Raw genomic sequence first — 14505 nt, 5'->3', positions numbered from 1 at the left:
GGGGCCGCATGGCCCAGAGGAAGATGTCAGGTCTCGGGGGCCGCATGGCCCAGAGGAAGACGTCAGGTCTCGGGGGCCGCATGGCCCAGAGGAAGATGATGGTTCCAACCAACCTAATGGCCCTGATACCGGGGGCAAAAAGCCGGGTCATAGTGGCCAACCACCAGGTCACCCACCCCGTCCAGGCCAAGCACCGAACCGATTCCTCATTGACGGTTCCGGAAACGAGGAAGAAGAGGAGCAAAGGGCGGTTCGTGAGCAGAGACTTCCCAAAGATGACGCTAATGCCCGCCGGATAGTAATGGACTACGAGCAACGAGAAGGACGCCAGCCTAAGGAAGCTGACCGGTATCAAGCTGGGTACGATGTGTTGAGCGGTGACGGCAAGCGAAAAATTGAGGTCAAGGGTCTCCAGGGTGCTTGGCAAAGTGATGCCACGGTGACCATGACGGGACGTCAGTTTGACGATGCGCGCACCCAAGATGGCGACTGGTGGCTTTATGTCGTGGAGAACCTCGGAACTGATCATCCGAACGTGATTGCCATCCCTAATCCTGCAAAAGGGACTTCCCGATTCTATCTCTACGCCCGCCACTGGCGAGATAAAGCCGAAACAAAGCCATCTAAGCCACTCCCCGGACCCGATGACGATGAGGAATGAATGATGACCTCAATCGACCAGCCTTTTCGCATCAGCCCGTCGCGCATCGCCCGTTACTTCTTTCACGACTGTGAGCGGTTTCTTCGCTTCTCCGCCACGCCCGCGACACGTAGAAAAGCTGACGGCATTCCGGAACACAAGCCCGACACCAGTCCGGTAATGGAGGCGATTCGAGAAGCGGGGTATGGCTGGGAAGAGCAGGTCGTCGAGCAACTGCTGAAAGGCAAGGTACTCATGGCAAGCGGTAAGCCCGGCGCTCCGGTGCGCGAGCGTCGGCTCGACCAGAACGAAACCCTCCACGCCCTGCGCACGGCGAATGCCGGGTTCATCTACCAAGGCCTGCTGCGCGCGCCCAATAGCTTCTACGAGCGTTTCGGCATCGACCCCTCTCGGATTCACTTCTCTGATAATCACCCGGATCTGATTGCTGTCGAGACCATCGGCGAACAACGCCGATTCCGGGTGATCGACATCAAGCGCGGTGATACGGCGAAAGCTATCCACCGTATCCAAATTTTGCTGTACACATGGGAATTGGAGGAAATCCTCGCCGCCGAGCGCATCGATGGGGTTGTGGATGTCGTCAAGGGCGGCGTGTGGCTCGGAGGCGCTGTCTCGCCGCTCGACCTCGACCTTGATCCGGTTCGTCCCCACGTCGTCCGTTTCCTCCGCGAAGACCTGTCGCGGATCTGCTCCGACACAGCGGATCAGGCCGCGTGGCATCTGCATTTTCGGTGTGAGTGGTGCGACTACTTTGATCATTGTCGCGCTGAAACGCGAACGGCGAACAATATCTCGCGCTTGGCCGGCCTGACGGGCTTTGGCAAGCGCTTTCTCTCCAAACAGGGCGTCACCACGGTAGACGACCTCGCGCAATGGTTAACGCAACCGACTGCTGACGACGCGCTTGCCCGGTGCGCTTCCCTTGCGGGTCGCCGCCATCTCCTGCGAGGCCAGACAAAGGCATTCGCGCAGGAAATGCCTGTTTTACACGGGGCTGGATCCATGGCGCTCCCGGCCGGGGAGAACGTCGCCGTTTTTCTTACCGCCCAGGAGGAACCGCTGGAGGAGATTTGCTATCTGGCCGGGGTACTCGTTTCCGTACGGGAGGACCTCCACGAACCGGTCACTGGCCGCACGGACACGCCCAAGCCGGCAGTGTGGGTGGCCAAATCACGAGATGATGTACCGAAAGTCACCGCAGGGGTCATCGTCTATATCGACACCCTTTTCGAGAACGTCGCTAACTACAACCGGAATCGAACTTGGGAAAACCAACTCTCATTGCAGTGCTACGTTCACAACGAACGCGAGCGCGCGGTGTTTAGCAGGTTGCTGATTGCGGCCCTCGCAGACCCTACGGTCCAGCAAGCCGCCATGCGCCTGCTCCTCCACTTCTCCAGCCCTGATCTGGCCAACGTCGAGCAACATCCTGAAGAACCGGTAGCCTACCCACTGGTAGTGCTTTTGTCCGCACAAGCGCAACTAGTCGCCTTGCCGGTCGACACCAGCTATACCCTGCCGGAATCGCTGGCCGCGCTGGGGAGTCCCTTCACCTACAAGCGCAATCCGCATGTGCACTTTCCGTTGGGGCATGCGCTGCGACCTGACGGGATTCACAAGGTCTGGGACGGCAAGCAGGACGTTTCCATCGTTCGTAACAATGGCAAGAATTTACTCTACGCCAGCCGCGCGCTCCTGCTCGCACTGCGCCAGCAAGCAGGATCGCAACTCTCGGCATGGCCGCCCAAGTTTACGATGCCGGGCACCAGCGGCATCCAATCGCCGCTACTGGCCAAACTGGCTTTCTTTTGCCGTTTCGAGAGCGTGATGTCCTGCCTCGAGGTGCGGGCGACCCGGGCAGAGGCGCACGAAATCCAGCGGGAGTTGGGAAAAATCATCGAACTGGAGGCCATGGACGGAAATCGCTTCAGGATCGTGCATGGCCCTGCCACCCTCGACGAAACCACCATGCCCAACTGGCTACTCGTGACCGACGACCCGAATGGTCGGTTCGCACAGCTTCGATTCCCCGATTACTACTACCGCGACAAAAACTTCTACGGCAGGGAATCGCCCCATCGAGCCATCGTCGGCATCGAAGCGGTGACCACTGATAACGCTGGAATCCCACAAACCTTGTGCGTAGCTTGGCGCCAGGAATTCAGTACGGGACGTGCGAAGGCCGGTCGGTGCTACGTCATGCACCCCCGTTTCATCGACTACAACACCGATAGAGTCATCCGTTGGCTAGTCAACCTCGACCGCTCTAGCCCCCAGTCACTGGTTGCATTCCTGGGGACGCCTTCGTCACCCCAGCGTTCGCTCGGCGCGAAGGTCGAGAAACGGGCCGCTGCGAGCATTCCCGCGCTCTCGCTGACCCCCAGCCAAATCGAGGCTTTCCGGGTGCTGCGCCACTACGAGAACACAGTCGTGTGGGGTCCTCCCGGTACTGGAAAAACCCACTTCGTCGGCGCGGCGGTGGCTGCCTTGGTGGCTGCGCATCACGCCGAGAGAAAACCCTTCCGTGTGCTCGTTACCGCATTTACCCATGCCGCCATTGAGAATGTGCTGAAAAGCGTTGCTCGCACCCTCCAGACATGCTTTACCACCACGAATATATCTGTGTGGAAAGCTGGAGAATGGAGGGGCGATAAAAAACCAGAACCTGTTACTGAGGTTGATCCGAAGTTTCACAATCAGATCTTGGGACAGGATCAGGTGGTGATCGGCGCCACGGTTTACGCCTGCATTAAAGCCAACCCTGGCGAGGTGTTCGACTTGGTGGTCGTCGACGAAGCCAGCCAAGTCCGCCTTCCCGAAGCGTGTGCCCCTTTAACTCTTCGCCACCCCGAGGGCCGTCTGCTGCTGGCCGGAGATCACCAGCAACTTCCCCCGATCGTCAATGGGGAATGGCCAGACCCCATAATAGGTCCCACCATCCATGGCTCTATCCTGTCCACGCTACGCATTGACCAACACGTCGCACTCGGTTTACAGCTTCATGAAAATTGGCGGATGAATAAGACCCTTACCACCATCGCTGCCAAGTTCATTTACGGTGATCAGTATCAATGCGCTACGGAGAAGATCGCGACCCAGCAACTCCGTTGGGCGGCGGCTGGTGGTAGGGGTCGCTTTGCCAAGCACTGCCTCGATCCTCACTATCCGTTCGTGATAGTGGTTCTCGATGGGGTGGATGCGGGCAAGGAAAACCAGTTGGAAGCGCGCTTGGTCGCGAGATTAACGCGGGCACTACGGAACGGGATGGTTACGGCGACCGGAATGCCTTATGCCAATGACCGGGACTTCTTCCACGGCACCGGCAAAAACGGACCCGGTGTCTTCATCGTCAGTCCTCATCATGTTCAAATAGCCGCAATCCGCAAGGCCATTGCTCGCAATGGCCTGAAAAACCCGTTCGTTGATACGGTCGAGAAAATGCAGGGCCAGGAAGCTGAGGTAGTCTTGATTTCGTATGGCGTTTCCGACCCCGAATTTGCACTGCGTGAGGCAAAGTTCATTTACGGGCGAAACCGGCTCAACGTTGCGATCACCCGCGCTCGGTGCAAGGCGATCCTTTTCTTGCCAAGACCGCTCCTGGATGCACCTCCCGGAGTGCTGGATGTGGAGGAAGCCGTTGCAGGACTCGCGTTCATGCGGCAGCTCTACGATCTTGCAACTGAGAAGGGTGATCAAAAGCTTTTTGCTGGAAAAAATGGGGTGAGTGCTGAGGTGCTACGGTTCAGATTTGAAGATCAATAGAGGTGGAATCCAATAACTATGGAACATTTGTGGTGAGTGATCATTCGCCCGTCCTGGTTTCCTGGGTTGCCGTCAACAATGATCCTTATGAGCGTGAACGCGCTACGGCCCAGTACCGGCTTGTACAGAATCAACCGGTGCCTGGCCCTACGCTGACATTACTGTACGATCAGGCATCACCTTATGCGGGACGCATCCATGATGTTGTGCTGTTTTCCGGAAATGCGCCCACCGCATCAAGAGAATATCGTGCGCTGACCGAAACCTTGGACAGCTTGCGTAGCCACGATCCCGAAATCAACATCACCGTTGAGCAATGGGACGGTGAAGACCCGACCGATCACCGGGGAATCTTTACGTTCCTGAGCCAGCGGATGCCGATATTGCGCCAACGGTTCGCCGGTCGTGAGTTGGTCATTCACATCAGCCCAGGCACCCCATCGATGCAGACCATCTGGGTATTGATGGGCGAAACCGGGTTTATTGAACCCCCGGTACAACTGGTCAAATCCTACCGGAAAGAGGAACGCTACGGTCGGGCGGCGGTGGTTCCCGTCAGCTTAGGCATCGACACTTTTTACAAGGCGTATCGTCGGTCACGCCCGGCGCAAGTCAGCGCTGAAGAGCAGGGGATACTCTGGGATCCTGCGCGTTTCCGTACCAACCGGATGCGGCAATTGTTCGCGGAAGCGCGCCGCTACGCTCAACTCAATGTACCGGTATTGCTATTAGGCGAGCGTGGCACCGGTAAAACCACTTTGGCCAGTTGGATTCGCATGAATAGCCCGTTTCGCCGCGAGGAGCAGGACGCACATTGGCCAGCCGTAGCCTGCGGCCAGTACAGCCCGGAAACGATGCGGGCTGAGCTATTCGGCTACCTTAAGGGTTCTTTCACCGGAGCCACCCGCGACACTGAAGGTCTGTTAGCCGCCGCCAATGGCGATACCTTGTTCCTCGACGAGGTCGGTGATATCAGTCCTGATCTCCAGCGACTCCTGATTAAAGCCGTGGAGGAAAAACAGTACCTGCCTTTAGGTAACGACCGCCCCAAACACAGCAATTTCAGACTGATTACCGCGACCAATCTGGAATCGGATGAGTTGCGACGCCGACTTCATCCCGATTTTCTGGATCGGATTAGTTTACTGGTGCTGCAACTACCTGCACTACGCGATATTTCCGAAGAACTCCGGTGGTTGTGGCCGGATGTCTATCGCCAAGCCGCACAACGGTGTGGCGTGACCGAAGCAACCCTACACTCGGAAGATTGGCCCGATCAGCAGGTCATCAACAGCCTGGCGCGTCATCCATTACCGGGTAATCTCCGCGATCTGTTCCGCGTCGCCTATCGCATTCTCTCCGCCCGTCATGATCCCGTTGAGCCGTTGAAGTGGACAGAGGCTGTGGACTATGGACTGGAGGGGCTAGATAGCCCATCACCCTGCGGATCCGGAGCATCCCCCAAGCCTGCGGTAGCCAGTCAAGCCATTGCTCGCGCCTTCGCCGAAACCCAACCTTTGGATCACTTACTCCAGCAACTGGGGCGTCTCGATACCGGAAGGATCGAAAAGGACCTGAAGGCATTTTTAGCCCGCGAACTGCGTCGCTGCGCCCGCACCTATCAGAAACCGATCAATGAGCTATGCGATGTCAGCGAGCGGACCCTGCGGACTTGGGTGCTGGACGAACCGAACCGGAAAGATGTTGCCGATCATCGGCAAATTAATTCCGAGTCAGTGGCCTGACCAGGTACTTCCTGACGTTGCCAAGTTCGCAAGAGACTAATTTAACTTTTAATATTAATAGGTTGGATAAAAATTTGCGGTCTATTAACGTTTGGCATGGAAATCGCCTTTCCTGGGATGACATCAGTGACCTACCTGATCAAACCGGGAGAACCAGCGATGAACGTAGCCCTACAACAAAGCGAACTCCAAGGCCATTCCCAACCGGTTTTATCCCAGCACGCTTGGAAACGCATGTGTGGACGCAGCGTCTCACCCGCCGCTATCCGGGCCGTCTTGGCGTATGGGCGGAAAGTCCACGTGCGCGGCGCGGCAATCTACGCCATCGGTCGCAAGGAGGTCATTCACCACCGCCGGTTAGGCAGAAATCTGTCAGCTTTCGATGGATTACAGGTTGTGTGCAGTCCAGAAGGGCTGGTCATTACCACTTACCGCAATCACGACTTCAATGGGTTAAAGCATTAAGGTCGTCATACTGAGTTTTAGAAGTGTTTATTCAGCGAATTCATCAGGAGAAAGTGACATGGGATTTGCGAAGTACCAAGAAGATATCGTAAGCCGCTTCGTGAACGACACGTTGATGCATCAACCCAGTGTGCCGGTATCCCGGCAAAGACCAGGAACGGCTACCGCGCCAACCCCGCCTACGGCCAGTCAACCACAAAAAGGAAATCCCAAGATGAGCAGCTTGAAAAAATTTGCCGTTCCGACCCCAAGACCGTTGCCGGTGATCATTTTGGCCGACGTGAGCGGCAGTATGAGCGAGGACGGCAAAATTGAAGCCTTGAATGCTGCGTTGAAGGACATGATCAAAACTTTTACCAAGGAAAGTCGGTTACGGGCGGAAATCCAGGTGGGTGTGATCACCTTCGGTGGCGAAGCCGCGCAATGGCATCTGCCGCTGGCGGCGGCGCACAGTGTGCCGGATTTAACTGAGTTGACCGCCGATGGGATGACGCCGATGGGCGCAGCATTTAGCCTGGCCCTTGAGCTACTGGAAGACAAAGACCGCATTCCCTCGCGGGCTTTCCGGCCAGTTTTGGTCTTGCTGTCCGATGGTCAACCCAATGACGACTGGGAAGGTCCGTTTCAGGCCTTATGCGCGTCCGAACGGGCGCAGAAAGCGACGCGCCTGGCCATGGCCATCGGGGCGGATGCGGATGAAGACATGCTGCGTGACTTTCCCAACCACATAGAAGCCCCCCTGTTCAAGGGCCATAACGCCCGAGATATTTATCGTTTCCTCAAGGCCGTAACGATGACCGTTACGAAACGCTCGACCGATACGGATCCTAATCAGGAAGACGTATTCGTGGTTCTCCCTCCTGACGATGACGACAAGATCCTTGATCTCGATTTTGACTAATGAGATTCGTTGCCTGCGGTGCCAGCGTGACTGGCCCGCACCACCTGGATCAGGGGCAACCCAATCAGGATGCCATGCGGTTGGCCGGGTGGCGTGGCGGTTGGCTGGCGACCGTCGCCGATGGACTGGGATCCCGGCCGCACAGTGACATCGGTTCCCGTCGGGCCTGCCAAGTCGGCAGGCGCATTCTGAGGCAAACCATGCCGACACTGAAATTTGTGGACGCACTACCTGTGATCCATGAGCAATGGGTAAAGGCGATTGCGCCTTATGAGCCACGGGATACAGCAACAACGCTCTTGCTATCCCGCATCACTGCGAATGGCCAGGTGCATGCGGCCCAACTGGGCGATGGATTGGTGCTGCTCCGTGTTGGAGGCCAGTTTCAATGTATGACGCCCAGGCGCGAGGGCTACGGCAATCAGACTTGGGCGCTTGAATCGGCATATCGGCCGGATAAATGGCATACCGCCGAAGGAACGCTGACTCAGGCAGGCGATGGCGTGGTGTTAATAACCGATGGTATTGCCGATGATCTCGATCCAGAACAGCTATCCGCGTTTATGGCTGGACTCTACGAAGATCTCAGAACTCGCAATCGACGCAGCGGCAGGCGCTGGCTGCAAAGCGAATTGACCGACTGGTCAACCCCTATGCACAGCGATGACAAAACCCTCGTGGCAATTTTCAGGATATCCCAATGAGTCAGGTAACCAGCGAGTCTTCCAGGAAAAACCGAACCGTGGTCGATCAACATGGGCAACGCTACGAATTGACCGGACGTATCGGTGCGGGCGGACAGGGCGTGGTCTGTACTACCAATTATCCCAATGTGCTTGTCAAGGTCGCCCAGGTCGCCGGGGCGCGTACTCCAGAGCAAAAGCGAGAAAAGCTCGCTGACTGGTTAGGGAAAATCCGTCGCCTCATGCGTCAACCGCTTGAAGGCTTGCCGATTGCCCACCCACAGGCGCTGATCGTAGAACCACAGCCCGGCTATGTGATGGAATGGATGGATGGCCTCATCCCAATAGCGGACCTGCTGCAAACAGCCTTCGATACCTTCATGTCGGATGACGGTATCGAAGGCTACATAAAAACGGGTGGCCTGCAACGCAGATTACAGATTCTTGCTCGTCTGGCATGGGTATTGGCAGAGTTGCATGGTCGGGGACTGGCTTATGGTGATTTATCGCCGGCCAATGTATTTGTCTCTCAGTCCCTGGAATATGCCGAAGTCTGGTTGATTGATGCCGATAACATTTCCAGTCAATCACGCGATAGTCATCAGGGGGTTTTCACTCCCGATTATGGGGCACCCGAAATATTGCGTGGCGAATCCGGAATCAACACGTTTACGGATAGCTGGAGTTTTGCGGTACTGGCCTATCGGTTTCTCACCTTGGCCCACCCTCTGAAAGGGGATCGTGTACTCGATGGTGAACCCGAGCTGGAAGAAACGGCGCTTCGGGGTGAACTGCCTTGGGTAGATCATCCGACTGACCGGAGCAATGCGCGAACTTTGGGTTTACCCAGCGCAATTACGCTGAATACCCCATTGAAAAAACTTTTCGAGCAGTGTTTCAACGCCGGTTTGCATGATCCTGGCCAGCGCCCGAGCCTGAGTGAATGGGCCGATGTGCTTACAGACGCTATCGGTCATTGTGTCCAATGCGCTTCCTGTGACAGCACATTTTTCTATACCAAAACCCTCGAGTGTCCATTCTGCGGCCATCTCCAGAATCAAGAGACCGCGTTACTGCTTCGTGAGTACCGCTATATGCCGCTTGCTTTGCTGAGCGAAGGCTTGAGCGATGACATACCAGAGTCGTTGATTCGGAAAGAATGCTGGTCTCGCACGGGCAAAGCCATCGTGTTGCAGAGCATGACGCCTCTTGAGCTGAAAAGTCTGCCCTTGAATACTTCGTTATATGCGGACGCATCGCTGCTATGCACCCTTCAACTGAAGGAGGACGGGCTGTGGATCGCTCCAGCCAATCACACGAAAATTTTTCTACAGCGAGCTGCCGACGATAAAGTCTTACCGATCAAACGCAACCAGCGCCTCAAATCGGCCAGTCGTTCTGAGACGTCTTTTTGGCTACACCTGGGCCTGATCGAGGAAGAACACGTCGTCTGGCGTTTTGTATGGTGAGTGCGCCATGAAAATCAGCGATTTTCCTCTGTTGTCGAGTGAATTGGTGCAACTCACCGGTGATGATCTGACCGGTGGATGGCAGGATGGCCAGGTCGTTCAGGTGCAAGCCCTGGATGATGACTACCTGATCCGGCAAGACGATTGGGTTTGCCGGGCTACTGTTAAGGATAACCGGTCCAAGATTGCACTTCAGGTACAGCGAGGTCTTACTGTGTGGGTTCTGCGCCATCATCGCGGCAAAATCCTGCATCTCCAGTGGTTGGAACTGGTTGAGCATCTCCAATTGGATTTATCGATTACGGTTGATGAGGCAATCACCGAGTACCTGGCCGACAAGGGGGAGATTGCTACCGCTGACATCAACAAGGCCATCCATTGGCTTAACGAGCACTTTATTGCAGAAGACGGCTTACCGGCCGCTTCTCCGAAAGTTCCGGGTCAAGTATTTCTGGGTCGTTTCGACAAGGAGGCCAATGACAGCTTTGAACTGTTCGGAGATCGCTGGCGAGGAACGGTCAGGCGGTATAAAGGCGCACTAAAGTTGATGCGCGTGACTGCCCTGCAAGGTTTTACCGGGCAATTGGCAATGGCTGCCGGAAAAATCGTTTTTCAGGACGCCAGCGTTGCCACACAACGGCAAAGCGAAGAGCAACAGGCCTTGTTAGAAGCCGCATTGCGCGATAACGGCAGTTACCTGCGTCTTTGGCAAGAGTACGGTGCGTTGGAGTGGGAGCAGGCGCAAGACTGTGCGCGGCAGCTGGGTTCATTACGTTTCCAGCAAGTCAGTCTGATGGAAGACGAGCGCCGGGCCTGGTTTCTCCAGGCCGATGCCGATCAAGTGAAAAACTTCCGGGATCGGTGGCGTGCATTGGAGATGAGCGCCTCCACCCAAGTTGAACTCGGTGAACGTGAATTGGATCTCGATACCGCGTTCGAAGATTCCTTGACCAGTGGGGGGAACGACCAACGACGTCCGGTTCGTGGCACTTTAGAATTTCGCGGAAATGGTGTCATTCTGGTCCCTCCTCAGGACCGGCGTACCGAACGTCCCCCGGCCAAGGGTTATCTTTACTATTCGCTTTCTGGCGATGCAGCGATAAGGAAACGGCGTGAGCGTGCAAAGCAGTCCATAAAATCCGGTCGCCGCCTGCCCCAATTGAGCTATCTGCTCGAAGGCGTAGCGCCGCCCAGCGCCCGGCACCGTCAACTCAAGGGCCTGTCTCCCTACGCGAAAGCCTGTTTTAAGGGTCCCCCCACCGAGCGTCAGGAACGTGCGTTGGAGGTTGCCATCAATACGCCTGACCTGGCGTTGATTGTCGGTCCGCCAGGCACGGGGAAAACCCAGGTCATCGCTGCCCTGCAACGACGGCTGGTAGAAACCCGTGGTGGAAATTTGTTGCAGCACCAGGTGCTCATCACCAGTTACCAGCATGATGCGGTGGATAATGCCCTGAATCGGGCAGAAGTCTTTGGCCTGCCGGCGGTACGGATTGGCGGACGAAGTCGTAGTAATGAAGGTGGCGTCGATCCGGTCAAGGTTTGGTGCGAACGCAAACGCGCCAAGATCTCTGCTGGTCTGGAAGCCGTCCAGGCCCGCGAACCCCTGACGCAACCGTTGGCTGATCTCCGGCGTCGAATCATGGGTTTGCGGCTCGCCCGCTTGTCGCCGGCGGAACAATACGCCCAGTTCGAACAAATCGACGCCCTGTTGCAGCAGTTGGCCAGACTGAGTGTGCGCCTGCCTCCTAAGATCAGGGATCAATGGGATGAGTTTCTGAAAAGACAGCGCAAAGCGGGAGCACCGCTCAAATCACGTCAACCCGCCAGGTTACTACGCTTGGTGCGAGCACTGCGAACAACGCCGACCGGGTTCAGTGATGACGGGGCTGATCGGATTGACCAGTTGAGGCGCACACTCGAACGCGCCAATGTTCCGCTTCAAGAAGCGGAGTGCAGTTTGTTGCAACGGCTGGCGCTGACTCGGGAGGCAACAGCGGCCGATCTGGCCGAGTTGGCGGACTTCAAGGGGGCGATGCTGGATCGGCTGATTCCGGATTACCGGCCTCCGGTACTCAAGCAGGCGCTCACCAGGGAAGCCGTGGAACTTCTCAATTATATTGAATATTCGATAGAAGCTCCCTTACGCCAATCCCGGCGCGGGATTGCGTCGGTCGTAGCGACTTACCATGCCGCGCTGGCCCAGGATCCGCAGCAGGCCGAACGCACCGTTCGCGAATACGCCAGCATTGTGGGCGCCACCTGTCAGCAAGCAGCCAGCCAGCACATGAGCAACTTAAAGGAGCTGAGTGACGCTGAGAAAACCGAGGAGATTGAGTTCGATACCGTCGTCATTGACGAAGCCGCCCGTGCAAATCCGCTGGATTTATTTGTACCGATGGCCATGGCGCGGCGCCGGATTGTCCTCGTCGGCGATCATCGCCAGTTACCCCATCTGGTTCAGCGGGATTTGGAGGAAGAATTGATTGAACGACAGAGCTTGAGCGAGGCGCAAGCCAAAGCCTACGAACAAAGCCTGTTTGAACGTCTGGTAAGACAACTCAGAGAACAAGAAAAAGTAGACAACATTCAACGTGTCGTCATGCTCGATACCCAGTATCGGATGCATCCCACCCTGGGCGACTTTATCAGTCAGCAATTTTATGAATCCGAAAGGTTGGATAAATTACGCTCGGGGCGGCCAGCCGCTGATTTTGCTCATACGATTCCAGGTTATGAAAACCGTTGTGCCGCGTGGCTGGAGGTTCCTTTAAGCGAAGGGAAAGAAAGCCGGCGGGGACCCAGCCACATCCGTCAGGCCGAGGCCGATGTTATCGCCCGTGAAGTGAAACGCATCGCCGATGCCTGCGGGCCATCGCTGAGCATCGGCGTCATCAGCTTCTATCGCGCACAATCCGACCGGATCCTCGAAACTTTTCGTAGCGGTGGGCTGGCCGAGGATGAAGAGGGCGAGATCCGCATTGCACGCCCCTATCAGCAAACTGACTCCGGTGAAGAGCGTCTGCGTGTTGGCACCGTCGATGCCTTTCAGGGCAAAGAATTCGATGTCGTGTTCCTGTCAATCGTGCGCGCCAACGATAACGTCATTACCGAACAACATGAACCGGTCGACCGTGAGCGCTTGCTCAATAAAAAGTATGGTCATCTGCGGGTAGCCAATCGCCTGAACGTAGCCATGAGTCGCCAGCGCAAACTGTTGATTGCCGTTGGCGATCCGCGTATGGCGCAAGGGGCCTTGGCCAAGGAAGCTGTTCCAGCACTAGCCGCGTTTCTGGAACTCTGCCGCAAGGAGCAAGCCCATGGCGGCTGAACGCTACCTGTTGCAAATTGAAGAAGTATCCCGACCCCCAGCTTCAGGCAGTCGCCCCTTTCTCTGGCCGGTGTACGTTTGGAAAGTATTATATCCGGATCCGGAACAGCGTGACTCGCGCCTCAATCTGTTTCAACAGGCGATACTCGGATTAGTTCGGGCGAAATGTCAGGATCCTCAGGAAATCGCTGACCTGCTGGGTCTGAACTGTGAACTGGTGCAGTTCATTATGGCGGCACAACTGATCCCAAATGGGTGGATGACCAGTCTGGGGGCGTTGACGCCGGAGGGTGAGCAGCGGCTTGATGAGGACGAGACGACCGAAGCACCGGTTTGTATCGGGTATGCCTATCAGGATGCCATCTCAGGAAACTGGCTACCGCGCTTCACCAAAGAACTTCGAGAAATTGAACCCAGGCGAACCGATGAGCAGGGATATCCGGTATTCGTGTTTGATCGGAATTCCGGGAAAGAGGATCGCCCATTCCGCCTGAAACATGCCATCGAAGGTACTTTGGACCTGGGATCGCTATTTGAAGCGTATCGACACTACCAGAGGGATTACGCTCATGCAAAGCAGCGGGACGCGGGTGACCGCCCCTGCTTACCCCGCTTGCACATGGAAAGCTTCAGCTTCATTGAGGATAGCACACAGCCGACGTGGCTGTGGACATGGATTTTTGCCGATCGCGACGGAGATCCGCCATGGCTGATTGCAGATCCCTTTAGATTGCAACACGCCGCGGTATGGTTACGCAAACCACTCCAGGAGATTTTACCCGATTATCCCCATGTGGCCCGCTATATCGCCAACGCATTTGGGCAGAAACCAGCCACCGATATGACTGCGGCTGAATGGTTGCGTTCTTTGGAGAATGAAGTCGACCTCAAATTGCTGGCCGATTTCGGTTGGTCAAGCAAGGTTCCCAGCATCAGAGGCTATCTCGCTGGGGTAAAACGCAGGATGGAGCTATTGTCGGGGCAAGCACGAACTTGGCCGGAAGATATTACCAGTCTACTGATCGAAATGCATAACCTTGCCGAAAGCGTCCTGCAGTGGATGCTCAAAGTCTATCCCCCAGACATTCAGCGGTTGCCGCATTGGCGTATCCAGTCTGAATGGAAAAATGGAGAAGCACGCGATTACCTTAAAGCCAGTCATCTTGCCTGCCTGACTGATGACGTGATCAGGCGGCTTGCTGCACAGCCACTCAACCAGGTGAGAACGGCGGTGACTCGTCAAGGATCGACATCACTTAAAGCGCTACTGTTTGCCACCTTGTTGGCGACCTGCAATCAAGACGGGCATCCTTACCACACGTTCGCGTCGAGTGAATTACAGTTCAATCGACTGCTGGATATGGCGGATGTCCGAAACAAAAAGGCTGGCCATTCCAGCAAGGATAGAGCGATCAAGGAAGAAGCAATGGCGTATGCCGAATTCGTAGTTCAATGGGTTCAAATTTTCAAGAAATGGTACTGATC

The 14505-nt window shown here is 56.0% G+C and carries 10 protein-coding genes; all 10 read left to right on the top strand.

The annotated features are described in order from the left end of the window. The coding region (locus BN873_RS20710; RefSeq protein ID WP_206778876.1) for a hypothetical protein at positions 1-299 on the top strand (299 nt) is incomplete at its 5' end. Positions 300-301: 2 nt separating this feature from the next. Continuing rightward, positions 302-661 (top strand): protein NO VEIN domain-containing protein, encoded by a 360-nt coding sequence (locus BN873_RS20630; RefSeq protein ID WP_048677102.1) that lies wholly within the window; start codon positions 302-304, stop codon positions 659-661. Next, positions 662-4426 (top strand): bifunctional RecB family nuclease/DEAD/DEAH box helicase, encoded by a 3765-nt coding sequence (locus BN873_RS18340; RefSeq protein ID WP_048677101.1) that lies wholly within the window; start codon positions 662-664, stop codon positions 4424-4426. Between the two features lie 32 nt (positions 4427-4458). After that, positions 4459-6171: a sigma 54-interacting transcriptional regulator gene (locus BN873_RS18335; RefSeq protein WP_139031787.1), complete on the top strand. Its 1713-nt coding sequence runs from the start codon at positions 4459-4461 to the stop codon at positions 6169-6171. Between the two features lie 159 nt (positions 6172-6330). After that, the gene (locus BN873_RS18330; protein ID WP_071244492.1) at positions 6331-6636 is read left to right on the top strand and encodes a DUF4258 domain-containing protein; all 306 of its coding nucleotides are present in this window, start codon (positions 6331-6333) and stop codon (positions 6634-6636) included. Positions 6637-6850: 214 nt separating this feature from the next. Beyond that, positions 6851-7537, top strand: a complete 687-nt coding sequence (locus BN873_RS18325) for a vWA domain-containing protein (protein WP_048677113.1) — start codon at positions 6851-6853, stop codon at positions 7535-7537. Next, a complete protein-coding gene (locus tag BN873_RS18320) occupies positions 7537-8241 on the top strand; it encodes a PP2C family serine/threonine-protein phosphatase (protein WP_071244485.1) in 705 nt (234 codons plus the stop codon). Before BN873_RS18325 ends, BN873_RS18320 begins: the two co-directional genes overlap by 1 nt. Continuing rightward, complete coding sequence (locus BN873_RS18315; RefSeq protein WP_071244482.1) at positions 8238-9689, top strand: protein kinase domain-containing protein; 1452 nt, start codon at positions 8238-8240, stop codon at positions 9687-9689. The genes BN873_RS18320 and BN873_RS18315 overlap by 4 nt, the downstream gene beginning before the upstream one ends. A gap of 7 nt (positions 9690-9696) precedes the next feature. Next, positions 9697-13020: a DEAD/DEAH box helicase gene (locus BN873_RS18310; protein ID WP_048677095.1), complete on the top strand. Its 3324-nt coding sequence runs from the start codon at positions 9697-9699 to the stop codon at positions 13018-13020. Beyond that, entirely contained in the window at positions 13010-14503 is a 1494-nt protein-coding gene (locus BN873_RS18305) for a hypothetical protein (protein ID WP_048677093.1), read from the top strand. Before BN873_RS18310 ends, BN873_RS18305 begins: the two co-directional genes overlap by 11 nt. Positions 14504-14505: the final 2 nt, after the last annotated feature.

This window comes from Candidatus Competibacter denitrificans Run_A_D11 (assembly GCF_001051235.1).
GTDB classification, from domain to species: Bacteria; Pseudomonadota; Gammaproteobacteria; order Competibacterales; family Competibacteraceae; genus Competibacter_A; species Competibacter_A denitrificans.
Note: the sequence above shows the minus strand (reverse complement) of the source record. Positions and strands in the feature narration are given on the sequence as shown.